Here is a 22,024-nt window from a genome sequence, read left to right on the forward strand (position 1 = left end):
CCAAGAGGTTGATCCGTGCGAGCGACTGGAGCCTACATTCTCATCAATAGCCTTTGCCGTCACGGCGTTAAGCACATTTTTGGCTATCCCGGCGGGGCCATTCTGCCGATTTATGATGAAGTGTATCGGGCGGAAGAACGGGGCGAAATCAAGCATATTCTGGTTCGCCATGAACAGGGTGCATCCCATGCCGCCGATGGCTATGCCCGCGCTACGGGGCAGGTGGGGGTCTGTTTTGCCACCTCTGGCCCTGGGGCAACCAATCTAGTGACGGGCATTGCCACGGCCCACATGGATTCCATTCCCATGGTGGTAATTACGGGCCAAGTTGGGCGGGCCGCCATTGGTACGGATGCCTTCCAGGAAACGGATATTTTTGGCATTACCCTACCCATTGTCAAGCATTCCTATGTGGTGCGCCAACCGGAAGATATGGCCCGCATCATCGCCGAAGCCTTTTTTATTGCCAGTACGGGCCGCCCTGGCCCCGTTTTAGTAGATATCCCCAAGGATGTGGGACTTCAGGAATGTACCTATGAGCCGGTGGAACCGGGTTCGGTTAAATTACCGGGCTATCGGCCAACGGTACGGGGAAATTCCCGCCAGATTGCCCAGGCCCTTAAACTCATTCAGGAGTCAGAACGGCCTCTTCTTTATGTGGGAGGTGGTGCCATTACCGATGCCGCCCATGATGAAATTTTGGCATTGGCAGAAACCTTTCAAATTCCGGTGACAACCACCCTGATGGGGAAAGGAGCCTTCCCGGAAAACCATGACCTATCCCTGGGAATGTTGGGAATGCATGGAACCGCCTATGCCAACTTTGCGGTGAGTGAATGTGATCTCCTCATTGCGGTGGGGGCCCGTTTTGACGATCGCGTCACCGGAAAACTGGATGAATTTGCCTCCCGGGCCAAGGTCATTCACATTGATATTGATCCGGCGGAAGTCGGTAAAAATCGCACTCCAGAGGTGCCCATTGTTGGCAGTGTCAAGCCAACCCTGCAAAATTTACTCACCCTGATCCAACGTGGTCCAGGGGTAGCCATAACAACCCAGGCTTGGATTCATCAAATTAGTGCCTGGAAGCAGGATTATCCCCTTGTCGTTCCCCAGCCTGAGGGCCAGCTTTCGCCCCAGGAAGTCATCTATGAGTTGGGACTGCAAGCACCGGATGCCTACTTCACAACGGACGTGGGCCAGCATCAAATGTGGGCCGCTCAATTTTTGAGAAATGCTCCCCGCCGTTGGATTTCCAGTGCGGGCTTGGGGACAATGGGCTATGGAATGCCGGCGGCTATGGGGGTCAAGGTGGCTCTGCCAGATCAACAGGTGATTTGCGTCAGTGGGGATGCCAGCTTCCAGATGAACCTACAGGAACTAGCCACCCTGGCCCAGTATGGAATTGCCGTTAAAACCGTGATCATTAATAACTTCTGGCAGGGGATGGTACGGCAGTGGCAGCAGGCCTTTTACCAGGAACGCTATTCCCACTCCAGTATGGCCCCAGGGATGCCGGATTTTGTCAAACTTGCCGAAGCCTTTGGGGTGAAGGGCATGATCCTGCGCGATCGCCATGATCTTAAAGAGGCCGTTGCGGAAATGCTCGCTTACGATGGCCCCGTCCTCATGGATGCCCACGTCATTCGCGATGAAAACTGCTATCCCATGGTGGCTCCAGGGAAGAGTAACGCCCAAATGATTGGCCTACCGGAGCGGCACACCCTCGAAAAAGCGGCCGAACTCATCTATTGCTCCCATTGTGGAGCCAAGACCGTTTCAACCCATCGGTTTTGCCCAGAGTGTGGCAGTAAACTTTAGTAAACGTTGGTAAATCTTAAGCGAGTACGCTGCTGTCCAAATTTTTGCTACTTTGAGAATAGTTCATCAAGGAAAGAACCTATGCCCATCGGTGTCCCTAAAGTTCCTTACCGTATGCCTGGGGAACCTTATACCCAGTGGATTGACATTTATAATCGACTCTACCGCGAACGGATTATTTTTCTAGGGCGGGAAGTGGATGATGAAATTGCCAATCAGATCGTTGCGGTGATGCTTTACCTCGACTCCGACGATCCCGGCAAGGATATTATGCTCTACATTAATTCCCCCGGTGGTTCAGTCACGGCGGGTATGGCCATTTATGACACGATGCAGCATATCAAATCGGATGTGGTCACGATCTGCGTGGGCTTGGCGGCCTCCATGGGATCATTTCTTTTAGCGGCCGGAACAAAGGGGAAGCGGTTATCACTGCCCCACTCCCGGATTATGATTCACCAACCCTCGGGTGGTACTCGGGGGCAAGCCACGGATATTCAAATTGAGGCAAAGGAAATTATTCGCGTGCGAAAACAACTTAATGACCTCTATGTGCATCACACGGGACAGCCCCTAGCCAAAATTGAGCGGGACATGGATCGGGATTATTTCATGTCGGCCCAGGATGCCAAGGACTATGGCTTGATTGATCGGGTGATTGAAGGAGCCTAGGCAAATATCTAACCCCTTGAATGGTCTGATTTCGTGACAATTCCGAACTGTGCCTGGAAACGCCCCATTGCCACCGGATGGGAACAGCCCTATCTCGTTCGCTATGCTAGTAATTTAGATGACGGCCCTTGGCACGGAATGCCCTTGGGGGGCTTTGGGGCCGGCTGTTTGGGGCGATCGCCCGCAGGGGATTTTAATCTCTGGCACATTGATGGCGGCGAGCATTGCTTTCAAACCATTCCCGCCTGTCAGTTTAGTATTTTTGAAGCCTCGGCGCAGGGCAACCAGGCCTATGCCCTCGGAACCCCACCTGAGGAGCATTTAACCGCTTGGCAATGGTACCCCAAAGGACAAGGGATCTATGGGGCCCTCTATCCCCGCAGTTGGTTTGAGTACAGTGGGGTATTCCAGGCGGAAATAACCTGTGAGCAGTTTTCGCCCATTTTGCCCCACAACTACCAAGAAACCAGCTATCCGGTTGCTCTTTTTGTCTGGAAACTGAGGAATCCCACGGAGCACCCCCTAACCCTAAGCATTATGCTGACGTGGCAAAATCTGGTGGGTTGGTTTACCAATGCCAATAAATCCCCCCAGGTACAGATCCGTGATGATGGTAGCCCCGTCTATGACTATCAGCCTCGCTGGGGGGAGAGTCAGGGTAATTTTAATCAGGTGATACAGACGGATAGAACCCTGGGTTGGGTCTTAAAAGGGCCGCGACAAATATCGGGACAGGTGGCCGAAGGAGAAGGGGAATGGGCCGTTCTAATCCCCAGAGTATCCCAGGCAGAATTTTTCTATCATGGCCGCTGGAATCCCCACGGGGACGGGGCAGAGATTTGGCAGACCTTTGGCGCCGATGGTTCCCTGAAAAATAGTGAGAACCCAAAACCTGCCGAACCAGGGGAGCAAGTGGCGGCGGCCTTAGCGGTACGGATCACCTTACAACCCGGTGAAAGCCAAGAGATTCCCTTTAGTTTAGCCTGGGATTTTCCGGTGACGGAGTTTGCCGAAGGCATCCATTACGATCGCCGCTATACGGACTTTTTCAATCGCTCCGGTAACAATGCCCTGGCGATCGCCCAGGATGGATTAACCCATTATCAGGAGTGGCAGGATCAGATTCGGGATTGGCAACGGCCCATCCTAGAACGTCGTGATTGGCCAGACTGGTTCAAAATGGCCCTATGCAATGAACTCTACGACCTCACCAGTGGCGGCAGTTTATGGACCAGTGCCACGGAAGCCGATCCCTTTGGGCAGTTTGCAGTTCTAGAATGCCTGGACTACCGCTGGTATGAAAGCCTAGATGTGCGACTCTATGGTTCCTTTGCCCTAGTAATGCTCTGGCCCGAACTGGAAAAAGCGGTGATGCGGGCCTTTGCCCGGGCGATTCCTAAACAGGATCCCCATCTACGGATTATTGGCTATTTTTATCGCGGTGATCCAGAGACCGCCCATCGCGCCCCCCGCAAACTAGAGAATGCAGTTCCCCACGATCTTGGCGCCCCCAATGAACATCCCTGGGAAGAAACCAACTATACCGCCTATCAGGATTGTAATCTCTGGAAAGATCTAGCCTCGGATTTTGTTCTGCTGGTGTATCGAGATTTTCTATTTACGGGAGAAACCGATCTAGGGTTTTTACGAGATTGTTGGCCGGCCATTGTGCCGGCGATCGCCTACCTGAAAACCTTTGATACCGATGGGGATGGCTTGCCCGAAAATAGTGGGGCCCCAGACCAAACCTATGATGATTGGCAACTCAAGGGCATGAGTGCCTACTGTGGTGGCCTGTGGATTGCGGCCCTAGAGGCAGCGGTGGCGATCGCCCAAATTTTAGAGGCGGCCGGTGAAAACATCCCCGAAAAGGCAACCTATGAAACCTGGCTAAATCAAGCCCGACCCCTGTACCACAACACCCTTTGGAATGGTCAGTATTATCGCCTTGACAGTGAAAGCGGCTCCCCAGTGGTGATGGCAGATCAACTCTGTGGTCAATTTTATGCCCGTCTCCTGGGTTTGCCCGATGTCGTGCCTGAGGACTGTACCTTAACCGCCTTAAACACGATTTATCAGGTGTGCTTTTTGGGATTTCATGGCGGAACCTTGGGGGTTGCCAATGGTCTGTTGCCCGATAGCCGCCCGGAAAAACCCGATGCCACCCACCCCCTCGAAGTCTGGATCGGGATTAATTTTGGCTTAGCAGCCTTTTACTGGCAGATGGGTTTAACGTCCGAGGCCTGGCGAATCACGGAAACCGTAGTAGCTCAGATCTACGAAAATGGATTGCAATTTCGCACACCAGAGGCCATTACCGCCGAAGACACCTTTCGCGCCTGTATGTACTTGCGTCCCATGGCCATTTGGGCCCTCGCTTGGGTAACGGGGTATCCTGAAACCAGGGAGAATAATTAAATGCAATAGTTGGGATTGGAGCATTAATGGTTTTTAATTGGTTTCGTCGCAAATTTGGTAAAGATACGTCCGAGGACGAAGAACAAACATCTCCAACTCCAGAAATAATAACTTCTGAGGTTGAATCTCCTAGCTCAAGTCAAGAAGATATTGCCGATGGGGATGTCCCTGACGATGCAGAACCTGTCCCTGAATCAACGGAACCTAACCCACCCAAACGTGACATTTTAGCCTGGGCCCGTACTGCCTACCAAAGTATCCAGTCCCGTCAAACTGATACCCTTCCTACGGACTCCGCCGAGACCCCTTCCCCAGAACGTACCGAACCTACTGCTTCCCCTCTGCCGGAACCCCAACCCTTTAGCGGCTTTGAGTCCCCAACCTCTCCCCCAGGAAGTAAGGCTGACTCGCCATCAATGACCCCAGCGGCCCTAGAACCAGTCGTCAATCCCCCAAGCCAACCAGCGGTTTTGCCAACGGACGAAGCTCCTATAGAGCTACCACCACAATCCGTAGAACCATCCACCCTAGAGCCTTTACCTGAAGCTGTTCCAACTGAACCGGAGGTCTTATCGGAGCCTGCCCCGCCGCCACCCCAAGCTCTAGAGGCTTCCATCCAATCCGGCGATGAATCTGCCCTTGAACTGGATGAAGGGTTTCTTTGGTCTGCGGAAGTTCTCGCTGCCCAGGGCCGCCGGCCCGAAGAGGTGGATATCGAGGAAATTAACTGGCTGCAACGACTTCGCCAAGGTCTAGGGAAAACGCGCCGGGGCTTAGTCAATCAACTCAAGGCGATCGTCGGTCAGGGGCCCCTCAGTAATGAAGCGGTTGAAGAGATTGAAATGCTGCTGTTACAGTCGGATGTGGGGGTGAAGGCAACGGATTATATTATTGAGGCTCTCCAGGCCAAAATTCGTCAGGAAACCCTGCCGCCAGATGCGGCGATCGCCTACTTGAAGGAGATTCTCCTGGGGATTTTAGATGCTCCTTTTAAGAATGGCTATAGCCCTAATTTTGCGCCCAAAAAACAGGAACTTAATGTTTGGTTAATGACCGGTGTTAATGGCGTTGGCAAAACGACAACCATTGGTAAAATTGCCCATGTATCCACCCAGTCTGGCTATCGCTGTTTAGTGGCTGCTGCCGATACATTCCGGGCTGCTGCGGCCGAACAAGTTAAAATCTGGGCCGAGCGATCGCAGGTGGAAGTGATTGCCAATCCCGGTAAAAATACAGATCCGGCGGCGGTCGTCTTTGATGCGATTATTGCTGCCCAAGCCCGTGATGCTGAGTTATTGTTAGTGGATACCGCCGGTCGGCTACAGAACAAAAAGAACCTGATGGAAGAGTTGAAAAAAATCCGTCGTATTATTGATAAAAAAGCCCCCAACGCGGCGATCGAATCTCTGTTAGTGTTAGATGCCACCCTCGGACAAAATGGATTGCGACAGGCCCAAGTCTTTGCCGAAGCCGCCCAACTTACCGGTGTCATTATTACTAAATTAGATGGCACGGCTAAGGGGGGAGTTGCCCTGGCCGTAGTTCAAGAACTAGGATTACCGATTCGCTTTATTGGAGCCGGAGAAGGGATTAGTGATTTGCGACCCTTTTCTAGCTATGAATTCGTGGAGGCATTGCTGAGTCAATAGGGAAATATAGCCAGCCATCTCAAGCGAGACTTGCGACTTCTTGGCTTTAGAGGCTCTAGTTTGCTCCATCTCAGATATGGGGCGATCGCCTTGGATTTTCTTTGATTGAATCTACCTAGGTCTGGCAGCCTGAGGATTTTTTCAGGCACGGTCAAACCAGAGAACCTTAATCACGCCGCCGCCTACTAAAGTCACCAGGCCCACAATGAAGGTCCATAACCTGGTATCCGTAGAGCGTTGCTGAGTCCGAAGCTCATTGATGTCATCCCGCAGTTCAGAGGGTAAAGAATCCACTTTCCCATCAAGGCTTTTAATTTGCTGCTGTACAGAATTGACTTCAGCCTTGAACTCAGCCCGAATCGTATTAAATTGCTCTTCAGTCTTAACAATGTGAATATCTAGCTTCTTATCCATGGATTGCAGTAAGTCCATGATCTGTTTAGCTTCACTGGCTGTAATGGGTTCATTCATAGGTTACTGCGTCCACGTTGCGTGCGTTATGCCAACGTCTGGTCATTATCAATTGTGGGTGGACAATAATTAGGTATTGCTAAAGATACCCTGACTAGTCCCATCAGGTACTCCCAGCTTATCCTAGATTAATCAAAATTGGCTTGAACAATAAAAATGCTGTAATACGCTCACAGCCATGGTTTAAGGATATTATTGGACTATCTTAGATGTCTTTTGTACGGGCCTGGAGGGACTCGAACCCCCGACCTGCTGATCCGTAGTCAGCCGCTCTAATCCACTAAGCTACAGGCCCACAGCTAGAGTCTGATTCTAGCACACTACTAGGGCTTCACTACGTTCCCATCCAGTGCATAAAGATAAAAGTTCCTCAATCTTCTACTCTAATTCCGCCTACCCTAATTCTGGCAAACTAAAAATGGCGATCGCCTCCGGTTGACCTTTGACATTCTGGGGAGGCAGGGATCGCTTGGCATAATCCTGGGGTAGGGTTTGGGCGGTGGCATCCGTAAATAAAAGGGGAACTCCAACGGTTTTGGTTAAGGATTCCACCCGCGAAGCCAGATTAACGGTATCGCCAATGGCAGTGTACTCCAATCGCTGGGGCGAACCAATACTCCCCACCACTGCCGGGCCGGTATGAATACCAATACCCATTTTTAGGGGTAGGTGCTGATCTTGGGCGAGGGTTGCGTTAATATCCTCTAGGGCGTGGAGCATTTTTACACCGGCCTGGATGGCCATGAGACCATGATTGGCGGGATAACCGACACCAAAAATTGCCATAAAGCCATCCCCAAGGAATTTATTTACCATGCCCTGATGTTCGTCCTCGACAATGGTCACCATGGCGGTTAAAAAAAGATTAAGGAGATGAATGGCAGTTTGGGGAGAAATGTCCACACACCGTTGGGTAAAGTTGCGCAGATCGGCAAACATCACCGTAACTTCCTGTTCAATGCCACCGACCCCCGCATCCCGTTGCAAAATTTCTAAGGCCGCCTGTCGCCCTACATGACGACCAAAGGTTTCTTCAATCAGTTGTTTTTCCTGGAGTTCCCTCAGCATGTGATTAAATTCATTGATCAAGGGGCCAAACTCATCGGCCCGTAATAGGCGAATCTGTTGATTGAAGTGACCTGCTGCCGTGGCGATCGCTGCTGTTTTAAGGGCTTCTACGGGTTCGCGGACTAAAATACTGACAATCCAGGCACTACTTAAACCGAAAATCACACTCACGGCCGCTACCCCCATGGCAAACAAGGCATCCTGTTGGGAACGGTAGGGAGAAATACTGAGTAGTAGTAGAGCTAAAATGGGGCAAAGACCATTAGAAATCAACAGCAATATCCCCCGCCACAGCAAGGATAAATGGATAATGCCAGTTTGTTCGGCAGGTTGACTATTCTCAAATAAAATCGGATATAAAACCCGCTCGGAAAGAAGTTCCACCAGTAAAAAGACTTGGCTCACACTCATGAGCGTGCCAATTAAAAGGGAAATGGGTAAATCAATGAGAACCTGGGGATTCAGGGGATCAGGATGGAGTAAAAGAGTCAGAATAAAAATCGGCAATCCCAAAAGATTTCCACTGCCAATGATCAAAATGGACCACCAGGGTAAGTTAATCGATCGCCGGCGTGCTTGAATCAGTTTTCCATGGAATCGAGGGCGTGCTTGAAGCGTGGGTAATATACAAAAGCGGCGAACAGTGCCATCGGCATCTAGGGTGACTTGGCGTAATTGACGGCAGACTAAAAAAATACTCGAAAGGATATAGACCCAGGCGGCAATTCCAATGGGATAAACAGTCAAATTAAACCATTTTACCGACTCTAAAAAAGCCGCTAATTGGGCTGCGGTTAATAGGGGATAAATATGGGTAATGTTGTACCAAATATTAAAGGCACTGACGAGAACCTGGGGCAAAATGGGCAAAAGCCCCACCCCAAGCAACTGAAGCCATAGAGGAGATTGGGACGGGTTACGAGGGGTCACGGTGGCGGGCAACGTCTTGGGCGGAGAGACCTTCACTGGGATTGCCCAGGAACCATAGGGCGGCGGCCGCTTCGGCGCGAGTCACGGTTTTTTGAGGTTGGAGAATCAGGGTTTGGCCAAATAAACGGCGAATATTAGAGAGGTCTCCATTCCCATAGTCAGCAGCTACAGCACTGAGGGCATTGGGATTAATGCGATTGCTATCCTTAAACCCCCAGGTTTGTTCAATGCGATCAATACTGGTTGTGGTGAGATTTTTTTGCATATCCAAAGGAACCTTCCACTGTAAAAGGGTTTCCCGGGTTAGGGGTGCATCGGGACGGAAGAGATTGGTTTGCTCTCCGGTTAGGGAACTGGGTAAAAAACCCGCCATGGCTAACCCTTGAATGTAGGCAAAATCTGGATGAGTCTTGGGTACATCTTGGAACAGGGGAGCATCATTCTCGGTGGCTAGGCGAATTTGCTGGGAGGGGCGATCGCCATAGAAACGATTATGGGTGGTAACGAGCCAGCGAACAAACGTACTGCGATCCATGGCTTCATTGGGCTGGAGTTCATCCTTAGATTCCGCCGTTGTTAACACCCCCAACCGGGCTAGATCTTCTACGGCGGGGCGCAGAGCCATGGGCACATTGTTTATATCCGGGAACTCTTGGGGGGGTAAATCGGCGAGTTGGTTTTCATCGTCCCCCTCTTCTTCAGGGGCTAAGGCTTGGGCGATCGGGCCATACTCCACCACAAATTCCGTTTGTTGATTATTTGTGGTGGGAATGACCACCCTCACCCCTAAACTTGGCCCCTGACCCACCAGGATCACCTGCTGTCCCTGCTGCTGTTGATCTAACAATTCCCAGCCAGCGCGTTGAAACTGCTGAATATAAAACTGAACAATGGGTTGGGAGGGAGCGGCCACCTGCCAACGACTTTGGATCCGTGGAGTTGGCTCTGCCGCTAGGGGCGTGGAATCCATCAAACTTGCTTGGGGATAGCGTAGATCCATCGGTAGTTCCTGGCTACCCGGCTCTGTTTGACTCCACTGATCAGTATTGACATCTGGGGCAAATAGCTGCTCTAGGGCCGTACTGCCATCACAACTACTCAAGCCCAAAAGGCAGAGTAACAATAGGCTAAAGCGTAGACGTGACCGATCATTCATAAAAATCTAAACAAACCTAAACGAAAAAGTTCCATTTGACAAGGGCTGTTAACCCAACGACTCAAGCCACCCCGATGGCAGCAATTACTATACATTGTAAAGAGTTGCTCATCATACCCACGGCGATTCCTAAGGCCAATGATTGGCATACGATAACGGATACACATCAACGAACACATAACTTTTGCGAAGTTTCTGCTTATTTTGATATGGATAGTAAATATGGCTGTTAAGAACTCTCCCCAACCCCCCCGATCCCGACTGATTGGCAATATTTTGCTGTTAGCGGGATTAGTTTTTTTAAGCATTAATCTTCTTTTTCCCCAGATATTTAGTCAGGGGCCAGCCCAGGTTCCCTATAGTATGTTCATTCATCAGGTGCAAGAGGGGGATGTCACCAGTGCCTATGTGGGTCAAAATCAAATTCGCTACCAACTCAAGGGCGATGAGAAAAACCCTGGACAAATTCTAGCAACCACACCAATTTTTGACTTGGAACTCCCTAAACTTTTAGAGGCAAAAGGGGTTGAATTTGCGGCGGCTCCTCCCCCAGGCAATCGCTGGTTTTTTAATATCTTAGGTTGGGTAATTCCACCGATTATTTTTGTGTTAGTTTTTCAGTTTTTTGCCAACCGTGGTGGCGGTGGCGGTGGTCCCCAGGGGGCCCTCTCCATTAGTAAGAGTAAAGCCAAGGTTTACGTGGAAGGCGATGCCCAGCGGATTACCTTTGAAGATGTGGCTGGGGTTGAGGAAGCGAAAACCGAACTGGTGGAAATTGTAGATTTCCTGAAAAATCCCCAACGCTATAACCAAATTGGGGCGCGGATTCCCAAGGGTGTGCTATTGGTGGGCCCCCCTGGAACGGGTAAAACCCTCTTGGCAAAGGCCGTGGCGGGGGAAGCAGGGGTATCCTTCTTCTCTATCTCTGGGTCAGAGTTTGTGGAGCTATTTGTGGGAGTGGGGTCGGCCCGGGTTCGGGATCTCTTTGAGCAGGCGAAAAAACAAGCCCCCTGTATCATCTTCATTGATGAACTGGATGCCATTGGGAAATCCCGTGCCACCGGTGGATTCTATGGTGGTAATGATGAGCGGGAACAGACCCTCAATCAACTGTTGACGGAGATGGATGGGTTTGGAGATGCCGGAGCAACGGTTATTGTCTTAGCGGCAACGAACCGTCCCGAAAGTTTGGATCCGGCCCTGTTGCGGCCCGGTCGTTTCGATCGCCAAGTGTTAGTAGATCGCCCGGATTTGAGTGGGCGGGAAGCCATTTTGAAAATCCATGCCCAGAATGTGAAGTTAGACCCCAGTGTGGACTTAAAGGCGATCGCCACCCGTACCCCTGGCTTTGCAGGGGCCGACCTGGCAAACTTAGTGAATGAAGCGGCCCTGTTGGCGGCCCGAAATCAGCGGCAGTTGGTGGCCCAGGAAGATTTTGCCGAGGCGATCGAGCGAGTTGTGGCAGGTTTGGAGAAAAAAAGCCGGGTTCTCAACGATAAAGAGAAAAAGATTGTTGCCTACCATGAAGTGGGCCATGCCATTGTCGGCTATGTGATGCCTGGGGGTGGCCGGGTTGAAAAAATCTCGATTATCCCCCGGGGGATGGCGGCCCTGGGGTATACGTTGCAGCTTCCCACCGAGGATCGGTTCCTGCTGGATGAAGCAGAACTGCGGGGCCAAATTGCCACCCTTCTGGGCGGGCGATCTGCGGAGGAAATCATCTTTGGCAGTATCACGACGGGGGCATCCAATGACCTGCAACGGGCTACGGATCTGGCAGAGCGAATGGTACGCAGTTATGGCATGAGTAAGGTACTCGGCCCCCTTGCCTTTGAAGAACAACGGGCCATGTTTTTGGGGGAAGGGGCCAATGGTCGCTCCATTAGTGAAGAAACGGCCCAAGCCATCGATCGCGAAGTTAAAGATATTGTGGAAATGGCTCACCAACAGGCCCTAGAGATTTTGAAGCGTAACCGTGATTTACTCGAAACCATCTCTGAAAAACTCTTAGAAAAAGAAGTCATTGAGGGAGAAACCTTACATGATCTCTTGGGCCAAGTCGCTAAAGAGGTTGCTGTTTCTTAGCCTGTCGCTGTTTCTTGCTTTAAGCAACGAGGGATTCGGCCAGGGATGCCTGGCCAGAAATAAAATAATCCTTGAGGAGGATTAATATGCAAATGTCCCCAGTGATGCGCTATCACAATGCGGCACTGAAGTATTACTTGGCCTTGACCGAATCCCCCTATCTCCACTACGGGTATTGGGCATCCTCTCCCCAGCTAGAGGAACTGACCCTGCCCAATTTTCGCCTTGCCCAAAGACACTATGCCGAAAAATTGTTTGGTTTTATTCCCGAAACCGTTCAGAGAATTTTAGATGTGGGTTGCGGAGTGGGTGGCAATGCTAAAAATCTTTTAGACCAGGGATTTGATGTGGATGGCTTGGCTCCCGATCCCTTCCAAAAGGATAAATTTCTCACCACAACCCAAGACCGGGCAACATTTCATCTCAGCCGCTTTGAGGATTTCACTGCCAAGGATCCCTATGATCTAATTTTTCTGAGTGAAAGCAGTCAGTATATGGGTGTGAGCGATATGGCCACCGCTGCCCATCGGAATGTGAATGCTCAGGGGTATCTACTTTTGGCGGACATGATGCGATCTGACATTGACTATACAGAGGGGATTTTTTCTGGCTGTCATGCCACGACGGACGTAGAAGAAGCCTTGAAGTCTGCGGGTTTTAAGTTGATCCGTTGTGAGGATATTTCGTTGCAAATTGCCCCAACCTTGGATCTGTGCATCGAAAAACTCAGGATTTATGGCTTTAGTACCCTCAACTATATTGCCGATGTCCTGGAAATTGCCGTGCCTCCTATTTATATCTTTTTGCGTTGGGCCTACCGAAAATGGCTGAAGGCGACCCTCATAGAAGGCCTAAATGCTCGCCGTATTTTTGATCAACATCTCTGCTATCAAATTCAACTGTGGCAGTTGGCTTAATCTGACCGGGAGCTAGGGGCAGGCATTTCCCTAGAACTGACTATCTCCGTAGAACTGACAATAATCGCTACCATCAACCACCACAGAGTTGCTACTTCCGGGCGATACCAAATGGTATCCACCAAACCATGGGTGAGCATTCCCGCCACGGTGGAAAGGGCAGCAATGAGCCAAAAGAGTTCCCGACTGCCGCGATCTCGCAGCGTAATTAATCCTCGCCAACCGCGATCGCCCAGTACCACTAAAAACCATAGGAATACAGTAAAGCCAATGATCCCCACTTCCACGAGGAGTTCTAAAAAGATCGAGTAGGCACTCAGGGCCGTAAAGCGGGTACTGGTCTGAAATAGTGGATAGACGCGATTAAAGGCATCATTGCCGGGGCCAATCCCTAACCAGGGGCGATCGCGGATCATCGCTTCTACCGCAGTCCAGACATTGATCCGAAAATTATTACTACTATCTCCCCGGGCCACAAAAATACTGGCCACTCGTTCCCGTAGGGCGGGGACAACTAGCACGGCGGCTACCAGAAAAAGACCTAACCCCGAAAGGAGCAGGAGAATCCCCCAGCGTTGCCAAAAGCGAGGTAAACGGGGTAACAGCCACACCAGGAGCAGAAGAGCCATGGTCAGGAGGGTGGCAACCAGGCCCAGCCAGCCCCCGCGACTGAAGGTCAACACTAGACTGGAGCCATTTAAGACCAGCATTACCACCGCCAGAAGTTTGGGTAACCAGCCCCGCCAAGCGAAGATAGCCGCTCCACTCAAGGGAATTGCTGGCAAAAGATAACCCGCCAACAGATTGGGATTGCCGAGAAAACTATAGACGCGGGTGACATTGGCTAAGGAGGACTCGGGGTCTGTCCAGGTAGCCAAGGGTTCTGCCCCAAAAAACCACTGTCGCATGGCTTCAACACTCACGGCAAGGGCAACCAATAGATAGACCGTAATTACCTGCGATCGCCGTTGGGGACTACGGAGGGTACGCTCGGCCAGGGCAAAAAAGGCCAGATATAGACTAAGTTTGGCCAACCCTATGAGAGCGGCGGATTTCACCGGCGACAGACCCGTTGCCAGCAGGGCAATGCCCCAAAACACGGTAATGAGTAAATGCACCCCAGAAAGCCGTCCCTGGGATGGCTCAACTAGGGTCCAAAGTAACCAAAAACCAGTACAGGCAACCAATAACATCCCGATCATCGTGGTGGGCACAAAGGGAGCCAATATTAAAACCAATGAGAGAAGAATACTGGCGATTGCCCCCGCCCAGGGCCAGATCACGCTTCCCCGCCGCCAGCCCTGAAACAGGCCCACCAACTGCCCCACCCAACTGGCCGATCGCCAATCTTCCATGGGAATCGTTCTCAGGGTGAATTGCTGCCACATGATGCCCTTTCTCCAATAGTCCTGGAACAGTTTAATTGCGTGTATTGTGTATATTTACTGTGTATATTGCCTACTTAGACCTTGCCGGCTAGGCGTTATCCCCTAGCCATAGTAGCCATAGACGGTGCCAGAGACGGTGTGAGTGGGGGTTCCCCTAGGGGAGAGCCATCGGCAGTTTCGAGGACAAATCCAGCATCGGCAATCATCTGCCAGTCCTGCTCAGCCCCTTGACCGGCGGTGGTTAAGTAATCCCCGACAAAAATCGAATTAGCGGCATAGAGTCCCAAGGGTTGCAGCCATCGCAGATGAACCTCCCGACCTCCGGCCATGCGAATTTCTTGACTAGGCAGTAAAAACCGAAACAGGGCTAAAATCCGCAGGCAATGGCGAGGCGTTAAGGTAGATTGCTCCGCCATGGGCGTTCCCGGTATCGGAATCAAAAAGTTGATCGGTACACTGGTGACCCCTAGACTCCGCAGAGATAGGGCCATATCTACTACATCTTCGTTGGATTCTCCCATCCCTAAGATGCCCCCAGAACAGGTACTAATTTTAGCCGCCTGAATCTGTTCAAGGGTTTCTTGGCGATCGCCGTAGGTATGGGTGGTACAGATTTGATCATGGTAGTTGGCCGAGGTATTCAGGTTGTGATTCACCCGATCCACGCCCGCTGCCGCTAGTTGTTGGGTTTGCTCAGCACTCAAGAGACCCAGACAGGCACAGACCTTAAGATCGGTGGTAGTTTTAATGGTTTCAATCGCATCCAAGACCCGATTAAACGTCCCTTCATTGGGCGATCGCCCGGAGATCACCAGACAAAAGGTTCCTGCCTTCAGGGCCTGGGCCCGTTCCGCCGCCGCGAGAATTTTCTCCTTGGCTAAGAGGGGATACTTTTCAATGCCTGCTGTGGAGATTTTTGACTGGGAGCAATAATGGCAGTCTTCAGGACATAGGCCACTCTGGGCATTCAGGAGGTAATGTAAACGCACCCGATTCCCCCAGTAATGCCGCCGCACCCGATAGGCCGCCGCCAATTGATCCAAAATCGCTTCATCCGGGGCCGTGAGAACCCTAAGAGCTTGTTCCCGACTAGGGATGTCTCCCCCTAGGGCGATCGTGGCTAGGTCTTGCCAAAGGTTTGTATCTAAAGCAGGGTTTGAATCTGGATCAAAATCTGAACCAATGAGTAGGGGCATTCCCATAAAATTCCTGAGAGTCCAAACTATTTTCCCCCTATTCTGGGCCGCAACGATAGTACCTGCCAACAAATCCAGGAAAAACCCGAGGCGATCGCCTATAGATCGTTGTAAAACAGCCCTTCCCAGCGGGTGCGTAATCCCTCCAGTTTACCAACTCGGGCCAATAGCAAGTGATTACAATTTTCCGGTTCCAGTTGGCCCGCCCAGTATTTAATTTTTTCTGGATTATTGACCCAGAAATTCATCACTGTATTAATGGCTTGCTGGACATGCCAATGTCGCCGTTGGGAAATATCTTCCACAGAACTGACAAACGTATCTAAGGTACAGTGGTGAACCCCCAGGTATTCAATGTCCTGTTCCTGGGCATAAATTTCTTGCTCCTGGAGCAGCTTAATTACGGGGGAAATACCAAGAATTTCAAATACAAATGCCATAATCCCTCCCGACCAAACAGGCTTACAGATTTATAAAAAAAGTTACCTTGACTTATGCTGGACTGTCTTTACTCAACCCCAATAGTTTTGGTTTGGCGACTATTATAGACACCCCAGCTAGGTTTGTCCTGTTCCTGTTGAACGTTTCCAATTATCCACCGCAATTATAGCTGTCGCCTCTTCTCTTAGACAGCTTGTAGAGCTTGAGCATCTAGCACGGTTAATTCGATGACCATTTTCCTAGACCTCATAAAAGATACTAGGCAATGACCTAAAAGCTAGTTAAGCTGTTTTATCCGCTTCTACCAATTTTCTACCGTTTCTTTATCAAAAGTAGAAGATTCCATTAAAGGAAAAGATATTTAGAAAGTTAGCAGAAGCTTTGTAACCCTTTCCTAGACTTGCTTTGATGAGATGGGCGATACTGGATTTGAACCAGTGACCCCTTCCGTGTGAAGGAAGTGCGCTACCCCTGTGCTAATCGCCCCTAACATTTTCTTCATCCAATCGCGAGACGATTATAGATGGAGATTCCTGTCTTTAATTATTTTTCAATGGTGCCAGCGACTCTTGCGAGTAGGTTTTTGCCCTTAGAATCCAGTTATGGATATCCTGTAGGGGTCATCACTTGAACTGACAAGTATTAACTTTATCATGAAATTACCCATCTTGGGGCTGTTACGTTCTCTATGGCTCCCCAATGTGGCTAGGCAATGTTCCTCACTTCGCGCTCGGCTACTTCTCCCAGTTAAACTGAAGTTAGGGCTGGAGGACGGCGAAGTTCCTTAATAGCCTGAAATTGAGTCTCAGTCTAGATTAAGTGCCAGAAATTAAGGCATTTTTGCAATGACCCAACCCGGAGCATCTACGCCTCAGCTACGCCGTGCGGCAGCCCAAGGAGATCTGGCTGCTATTACTCTGTTGTTGAATCGATCGCTGGAGCCACAACACACCCAAGTCACGGCTCGGATCCAAGGTCATTGTCTACACCTACGACTAGACGCAACAAAATTACCTACGGCGGCAATCTGTGTCACCCTCCTAGCTAGGGAGTTAAAAGCATGGTCACTCCAACCTGCCTTCACGGCCATGATTGACGGCTATGAAAACCTCGCTAAGGAACCTCAATGGTCTGAGCAACTAGATTTGACCAGTAGAAGTAAATTAGAATCCATTGCCCAGGGATTCCACCGGCCCCATGCTTCCGCCTTGCCTCAGGAGTCGCCATTACCAGCGGCGAGATCCCCCCAGTACCTAGATATTGCGTCAATTGAGCAACGGCGGGAAGAATTTGGCATTCCAGTGCAAGCCATCGATCGCCTCGGTTGGCAGACCATGGGGGCAGGTCTATTTCTGGCACTGCTTTTACTCGCTTCTGAGCAGGTCACATTTCTATTTAGTCCCCTGATCACGTTGATTCATGAACTGGGCCATGCGGCAACGGCTTGGTTTTTTGGTTATCCGGCTATTCCTGCCTTTGATTTTATGTATGGTGGCGGGGTCACGGTTCATGGCGATCGCGTCCCCCTGATCCTATGGCTTGTTTATGGTGGCATTGCCTTTCTGTTTTACGTTTATCGCCGGAATCGCCTCACCCTGACCGTTCTCCTGATTACGACTATTTTTTATACGTGGTGGGCCATTGGTTCAACCCACGAAATGCTATTTGTTGCCATGGGCCATGGGTTTGAAATCATCTTTTCAGGTATCTTTCTGTATCGCGGCCTGAGTGGCTATGGCTGCCGTTATCCGATTGAGCGTCCCCTGTACGGCATGATTGGTTTCTTTACGGTACTGTACAACCTGCGATTTGCTTGGCGGCTCCAGTTCGATCAGGTACAGCGGCAAATGTATCTCTATGGAAAAGGGAGCATTGATCATGATTTTGTGCGATTAGCCCGAGATTTTTTTCAGACGGACTTGAGTACGGTGGCCGCGGTATTTTGGTGGCTCATGATATTGACCCCGGTGTTTATTTTTATTCTTTACCGCTATCGCCAATTGATGCTTTTTGTTTTTGCCCGCCTATTCCTCACTCGCTCTGACTGATCTCTACATTTACATTTTCTTGCACCACGGCTTTGTTTCCCCTAGGGGTATGATTTGGCTCGTCCCGAATCACTTTGCCATCCCGGAAGAGCACAATCCGGTGGGTACATTCGGCCACATCCGGCTCATGGGTGACCATTACCACCGTCATGCCATTCTCATTGAGTTGGCCAAAAATTTTAAGAATTTCCTGGGTGGTGTGGCTATCCAATGCTCCGGTGGGTTCATCGGCCAGAAGCAACAGGGGTTGATTGACAATGGCCCGGGCGATCGCCACCCGTTGTTGTTGCCCCCCTGAGAGTTGATTAGGACGATTATGGAGACGGTGACCTAGACCCACCTGTTCCAAAGCCGTTATGGCCCGATCTCGCCGCTCTGGGCCAGACACATTGGCATAAACCATGGGCAGCATCACATTCTCTAGGGCGGTTAACTGGCTCAGGAGGTGGAACTGCTGGAAGACAAAGCCAATTTTACGATTGCGGATATGGGCTAGTTCCGTATCATCCAGCCTGGCCACATCGATGTCATCTAGAAAATAATGGCCATGACTGGGGCGATCGAGGCAACCAATAATATTCATCATGGTTGATTTGCCTGACCCAGAGGCTCCCATAATGGCGCAGTATTCTCCCCGCTCAATTAACAGGTTCACCCCATTTAAGGCCCGGACTTCAGTTTCGCCTTTACCATAAATTTTCTGGAGATGATCTAGGCGAATGAGGGGTGGGGGGGTGGCAGGGGGGCTTGAAACTGCCAGGGGAAGGGATTGGGTCATGTTTTTAGCCTACTCGCCTATCAAATGGATACAGCCTGATCATAGCGGAGGCGTTCTAGGCTGCGATCGCCATACATATCATCAATGTGTTCACGGCAGCAATCAATGGCAAACTCATTGAGTTCTTCTGGGGGCACACCATACAACGATTGAAAGACCTCAGGGTTAACGCGGCAGAAACGCGGACGTTGATCATAGATACGGCATTCTCGATTCACTGGGTCGAGATGGATGCACCAGCCATCCTCACCAATCAAACCCAGGTAGGTGTCCCACTCCTCTGCATTCAGGTATCCGGGAACCTCTGTCCGCTCCTCTAAATCCAGATAACAGCAGGCTCCACACCCTTTAATACATTGCCAAGTTGCCATTATGTTCCTCAGGGGGCCCCCTTGGGGCGTAAAATATAGGCCATGACCACTGCCGCTGATTGACTTGGAGAGATTATGGGGTTCTTAAACTTCCTTGGTAACATCAATTTTGAAGTCATTGCCCAATTGACGATGATTAGCATGATTGGCATTGCCGGCCCAGTCGTGATCTTCCTGCTAGCCCTGCGTCGAGGCAACCTTTAGTTCCTTTCCCTAAACCTTAAGGGGACTCACTTAGTTTAACTAAAAAATCCTCAGCCCTCCGCTGATACCACTGCTGAAGGTGTTCTATTTCCTGCTCTAGGGGTAATGTATCCTTAAATCCCGTGCAGGGATAACCCATTCCCCGAAGGGCAGCAACGATGGTGCGGGGGGCGACCCAATGGGTTTGGCCGAGGGCCAATAAATTGAGTTTCGGCTGTGCCTGTCCCTGAAGCTGGCCCAGATGAATGCTCAGCTTGGCCTGGAGTTCTACCCCCTGGGGAAAACGGGGGCGGTGGCCGGCCAGGTAGACAGTGTTAGGTTTGCCGATGGCCAGTAACCAGCGTAAATGGCTCCAAGACGGCGGTAAGGTCCAAAAAATAAACGTTGGACAGACCTGCCGGGGGCGATCGTAGTGAATTTGGGCGGATAGTTCCCGTTGAGCGACGTAGGGCCGTTGATCGCCATAGATTAAAATATCTCCCCTGAGGTGGGCTAAACATTGGCCGAGGTCATCCAACGGCTGCCAGTTGGGGGAGGGGTAATTCGGTGGCTCGGGACAGTCCCAGGGAATTTCCACATTTTTCTTGATGGAGATAGATACAGGAGTCGTGACGGTGGGACGGAACCCCGCTAATTCCAACTCCAGGGTGGTTTGGCCTCGCCAATTGTGCGATCGCAGTTTGTAGGCAATATCAATCTCCTGGGGCAAAGGGTAATAGTCTCCCCACCGCCAAGCCTTTGCCGGTATGGTAACTGTTTCACTGGGGCAATGGGGATTTTCCTGGCCGAGGGTAAATTTGAGGTGAGCCTGACTGGCTCCCATGGTGCTTTGCTCTAAAACCCTAACTCCCCGACTGGAAAAGATCGGCTCTGGATTGCCCATACCAAAGGGTTGCAGATTTTCCAGACTTTCGTAGAGTTCCCAGGAAATATCCGCCAAACTAATTTCAGCATCCAGGGTTACTAAGGGACGCAGGTACTCAGGTTCCAAACAGCGATGGGCAAAGTCCCGTAGCCGCGATCGCCAGCGGTCTAAATTTTCAGTTTTGAGGGAAAATCCACCGGCCGCTCGATGTCCACCAAATTTTTCCAGCAGATCCGCTGAATCCTGGAGTGCGGCAAAGACATCAAACTCAGGAATGCCCCGCGCCGATCCCCGTAAATGGTTCCCATCTTCGGGGGTGGCAATAAACACGGGAACCCCATACCGCTCCAATAGTCGGGAAGCGACAATGCCAATCACGCCATGGTGCCAGCCAGATTTAAGAATCACTAAAACCCGTTCCTGCTCTGGATCAAAGCCGCTTTCTTCTACCAGGGCGATCGCCTCTTCTTCAATGGTTGTACAGAGGTTCTGGCGTTCCTTATTGGTAGCCTCACAGATTTCTGCCAGGGCTTGGGCTTCCTGGGAATCATCCGTGGTCAGCAGATCAATGACAACTTGGGGATCCCCAATGCGGCCAATGGCGTTAATCCGAGGGCCGAGGCGAAACCCGACGGCGGTTGGTTTCAGGCTGCTATTGGCATTGGGCAGACTATCTGAGACCAGCATCAAAGCTTGAATTCCCGCTAAATTCGATTGGGGAATGGTTTGTAAACCCTGTTTCACCCAGCGACGGTTCACCCCCGTTAAGGCCGCTAAATCGGCGATCGTGCCCAGTGTACAGAGTTCGCGCAGGGGCCGCACTAAACCCTTGACCTGTCCTAGGCGTTGGGCAAGGGAAATGGCTAAAACATAGGCCACACCCACCCCTGCCAAACTGGCATAGGGGGAATCTGGGGGCAACAATTTGGGATTGAGAATGGCTTCAGCCGGGGGCAATTCCGGCGGTATGTCATGGTGATCGGTCACAATCACGGCAATACCCAATTCCCGGGCCCGTTGAATGGGTTCTAGGGCACTAATGCCATTATCCACGGTTAAAATTAGCTTGATGCCCCGTCGGTGGCAGTCTTCAACAATGCGGGAATTAATGCCATAGCCCTCCTGCATCCGTGAAGGAATTTCGTAGTCAATGTTGGCCCCCAAGTGGCGCAAGGCCCGCAGCAACAGTGCCGTACTGGTCATACCATCGGCATCGTAGTCCCCACAAATAGTTATTTTCTGCCCCTGGGCGATCGCCTGACTCAATAGCTCAACGGCAATTCCCAAATTTTCAAAAACCTCATGGGGGGGAGGAAGAATTAAGGACTCTGGCTCCAGAAAGGCTTTAATGTCGGCTTCCGTTTGCCACCCCCGATTCACCAACACTTGAGCCAACAGGGGAGCGCATTGTAATTTCTGGGATAAGTTGCTAATCAGAGCCGGATCGGACTCCTGGAGGTGCCAACGTTGGTTGGGATAGGGGGAAGACGACATCACAATCCTGCAATAACAACCTATCGTATTTTGACACTCCCCGCCCTCATGT

The 22,024-nt window shown here is 50.9% G+C and carries 17 protein-coding genes and 2 tRNA genes; 8 read left to right on the forward strand and 11 right to left on the reverse strand.

The window, feature by feature from the left end; genetic code table 11:
• Nucleotides 1-15 precede the first annotated feature (15 nt).
• From ilvB to ftsY, 4 genes are all read left to right on the forward strand, one after another.
• Nucleotides 16-1,821 (forward strand): biosynthetic-type acetolactate synthase large subunit, encoded by a 1,806-nt coding sequence (gene ilvB, locus L3556_RS10665; RefSeq protein WP_277867256.1) that lies wholly within the window; start codon nt 16-18, stop codon nt 1,819-1,821.
• An 81-nt stretch (nt 1,822-1,902) separates the two neighbouring features.
• Nucleotides 1,903-2,493, forward strand: a complete 591-nt coding sequence (locus L3556_RS10670; RefSeq protein ID WP_277867257.1) for an ATP-dependent Clp protease proteolytic subunit — start codon at nt 1,903-1,905, stop codon at nt 2,491-2,493.
• A 33-nt stretch (nt 2,494-2,526) separates the two neighbouring features.
• Complete coding sequence (locus L3556_RS10675) at nt 2,527-4,911, forward strand: GH116 family glycosyl hydrolase (protein WP_277867258.1); 2,385 nt, start codon at nt 2,527-2,529, stop codon at nt 4,909-4,911.
• A gap of 26 nt (nt 4,912-4,937) precedes the next feature.
• On the forward strand, nt 4,938-6,560 hold the full coding sequence (gene ftsY / locus L3556_RS10680; RefSeq protein ID WP_277867259.1) for a signal recognition particle-docking protein FtsY: 1,623 nt from the start codon (nt 4,938-4,940) through the stop codon (nt 6,558-6,560).
• 141 nt (nt 6,561-6,701) lie between these two features.
• Here the strand turns inward: ftsY and L3556_RS10685 are convergent, their stop codons facing one another.
• The 4 genes from L3556_RS10685 to L3556_RS10700 all read right to left on the reverse strand — a co-directional run bounded on the left by L3556_RS10685 (nt 6,702) and on the right by L3556_RS10700 (nt 10,185).
• Nucleotides 6,702-7,031 carry a hemagglutinin gene (locus tag L3556_RS10685; RefSeq protein WP_277867260.1) on the reverse strand — a complete coding sequence of 110 codons (330 nt, stop codon included), beginning with the start codon at nt 7,029-7,031 and terminating at the stop codon, nt 6,702-6,704.
• Between the two features lie 221 nt (nt 7,032-7,252).
• Nucleotides 7,253-7,326: transfer RNA gene (locus L3556_RS10690), tRNA-Arg, on the reverse strand.
• A gap of 98 nt (nt 7,327-7,424) precedes the next feature.
• Nucleotides 7,425-9,065, reverse strand: coding sequence for an adenylate/guanylate cyclase domain-containing protein (locus L3556_RS10695; RefSeq protein ID WP_277867261.1), 1,641 nt, complete (start codon nt 9,063-9,065; stop codon nt 7,425-7,427).
• Nucleotides 9,016-10,185 carry an S-layer homology domain-containing protein gene (locus L3556_RS10700; protein WP_277867262.1) on the reverse strand — a complete coding sequence of 390 codons (1,170 nt, stop codon included), beginning with the start codon at nt 10,183-10,185 and terminating at the stop codon, nt 9,016-9,018. Before L3556_RS10700 ends, L3556_RS10695 begins: the two co-directional genes overlap by 50 nt.
• 222 nt (nt 10,186-10,407) lie before the next feature.
• Here L3556_RS10700 and ftsH4 point away from each other — a divergent pair, with 222 nt between their 5' ends.
• Complete coding sequence (ftsH4, locus tag L3556_RS10705; protein WP_277867263.1) at nt 10,408-12,270, forward strand: ATP-dependent zinc metalloprotease FtsH4; 1,863 nt, start codon at nt 10,408-10,410, stop codon at nt 12,268-12,270.
• Between the two features lie 86 nt (nt 12,271-12,356).
• Entirely contained in the window at nt 12,357-13,187 is an 831-nt protein-coding gene (locus L3556_RS10710; protein ID WP_277867264.1) for an SAM-dependent methyltransferase, read from the forward strand.
• Here L3556_RS10710 and L3556_RS10715 read toward each other — a convergent pair.
• The 4 genes from L3556_RS10715 to L3556_RS10730 form a co-directional block, all read right to left on the reverse strand.
• Entirely contained in the window at nt 13,184-14,575 is a 1,392-nt protein-coding gene (locus tag L3556_RS10715) for an IctB family putative bicarbonate transporter (RefSeq protein ID WP_277867265.1), read from the reverse strand. The two genes, L3556_RS10710 and L3556_RS10715, sit on opposite strands and share 4 nt — an antisense overlap.
• A 95-nt stretch (nt 14,576-14,670) precedes the next feature.
• A complete protein-coding gene (gene bioB / locus L3556_RS10720) occupies nt 14,671-15,771 on the reverse strand; it encodes a biotin synthase BioB (protein ID WP_277867266.1) in 1,101 nt (366 codons plus the stop codon).
• Nucleotides 15,772-15,869: 98 nt separating this feature from the next.
• A complete protein-coding gene (locus tag L3556_RS10725; RefSeq protein WP_277867267.1) occupies nt 15,870-16,211 on the reverse strand; it encodes a hypothetical protein in 342 nt (113 codons plus the stop codon).
• 415 nt (nt 16,212-16,626) lie between these two features.
• Nucleotides 16,627-16,698 (reverse strand) — tRNA-Val (locus L3556_RS10730).
• 359 nt (nt 16,699-17,057) lie between these two features.
• Here L3556_RS10730 and L3556_RS10735 point away from each other — a divergent pair.
• Complete coding sequence (locus L3556_RS10735) at nt 17,058-18,260, forward strand: hypothetical protein (RefSeq protein ID WP_277867268.1); 1,203 nt, start codon at nt 17,058-17,060, stop codon at nt 18,258-18,260.
• On the opposite strand, the gene L3556_RS10740 is transcribed toward L3556_RS10735, so the two are convergent.
• A complete protein-coding gene (locus L3556_RS10740; RefSeq protein WP_277867269.1) occupies nt 18,244-19,038 on the reverse strand; it encodes an ABC transporter ATP-binding protein in 795 nt (264 codons plus the stop codon). The two genes, L3556_RS10735 and L3556_RS10740, sit on opposite strands and share 17 nt — an antisense overlap.
• A 20-nt stretch (nt 19,039-19,058) precedes the next feature.
• Nucleotides 19,059-19,409 (reverse strand): YkgJ family cysteine cluster protein, encoded by a 351-nt coding sequence (locus L3556_RS10745; protein ID WP_277867270.1) that lies wholly within the window; start codon nt 19,407-19,409, stop codon nt 19,059-19,061.
• A gap of 75 nt (nt 19,410-19,484) precedes the next feature.
• Here L3556_RS10745 and psb30 point away from each other — a divergent pair, with 75 nt between their 5' ends.
• Entirely contained in the window at nt 19,485-19,613 is a 129-nt protein-coding gene (psb30, locus tag L3556_RS10750) for a photosystem II reaction center protein Ycf12/Psb30 (RefSeq protein WP_277867271.1), read from the forward strand.
• 16 nt (nt 19,614-19,629) lie between these two features.
• On the opposite strand, the gene recJ is transcribed toward psb30, so the two are convergent.
• On the reverse strand, nt 19,630-21,972 hold the full coding sequence (gene recJ / locus L3556_RS10755; RefSeq protein WP_277867272.1) for a single-stranded-DNA-specific exonuclease RecJ: 2,343 nt from the start codon (nt 21,970-21,972) through the stop codon (nt 19,630-19,632).
• Nucleotides 21,973-22,024: the final 52 nt, after the last annotated feature.

The organism is Candidatus Synechococcus calcipolaris G9, assembly GCF_029582805.1.
GTDB classification, from domain to species: domain Bacteria; phylum Cyanobacteriota; class Cyanobacteriia; order Thermosynechococcales; family Thermosynechococcaceae; genus Synechococcus_F; species Synechococcus_F calcipolaris.

Bases quoted from the DNA above. Each gene is read 5' to 3' on its own strand.
- L3556_RS10670 (WP_277867257.1), top strand. From the start codon at position 1,903: ATGCCCATCGGTGTCCCTAAAGTTCCTTACCGTATGCCTGGGGAACCT.
- ftsY (WP_277867259.1), top strand. From the start codon at position 4,938: ATGGTTTTTAATTGGTTTCGTCGCAAATTTGGTAAAGATACGTCCGAG.
- L3556_RS10685 (WP_277867260.1), bottom strand. From the start codon at position 7,031: ATGAATGAACCCATTACAGCCAGTGAAGCTAAACAGATCATGGACTTA.
- L3556_RS10700 (WP_277867262.1), bottom strand. From the start codon at position 10,185: ATGAATGATCGGTCACGTCTACGCTTTAGCCTATTGTTACTCTGCCTT.
- ftsH4 (WP_277867263.1), top strand. From the start codon at position 10,408: ATGGCTGTTAAGAACTCTCCCCAACCCCCCCGATCCCGACTGATTGGC.
- L3556_RS10710 (WP_277867264.1), top strand. From the start codon at position 12,357: ATGCAAATGTCCCCAGTGATGCGCTATCACAATGCGGCACTGAAGTAT.
- L3556_RS10715 (WP_277867265.1), bottom strand. From the start codon at position 14,575: ATGTGGCAGCAATTCACCCTGAGAACGATTCCCATGGAAGATTGGCGA.
- bioB (WP_277867266.1), bottom strand. From the start codon at position 15,771: ATGCCCCTACTCATTGGTTCAGATTTTGATCCAGATTCAAACCCTGCT.
- L3556_RS10725 (WP_277867267.1), bottom strand. From the start codon at position 16,211: ATGGCATTTGTATTTGAAATTCTTGGTATTTCCCCCGTAATTAAGCTG.
- L3556_RS10735 (WP_277867268.1), top strand. From the start codon at position 17,058: ATGACCCAACCCGGAGCATCTACGCCTCAGCTACGCCGTGCGGCAGCC.
- L3556_RS10740 (WP_277867269.1), bottom strand. From the start codon at position 19,038: ATGACCCAATCCCTTCCCCTGGCAGTTTCAAGCCCCCCTGCCACCCCC.
- L3556_RS10745 (WP_277867270.1), bottom strand. From the start codon at position 19,409: ATGGCAACTTGGCAATGTATTAAAGGGTGTGGAGCCTGCTGTTATCTG.
- psb30 (WP_277867271.1), top strand. From the start codon at position 19,485: ATGGGGTTCTTAAACTTCCTTGGTAACATCAATTTTGAAGTCATTGCC.
- recJ (WP_277867272.1), bottom strand. From the start codon at position 21,972: ATGTCGTCTTCCCCCTATCCCAACCAACGTTGGCACCTCCAGGAGTCC.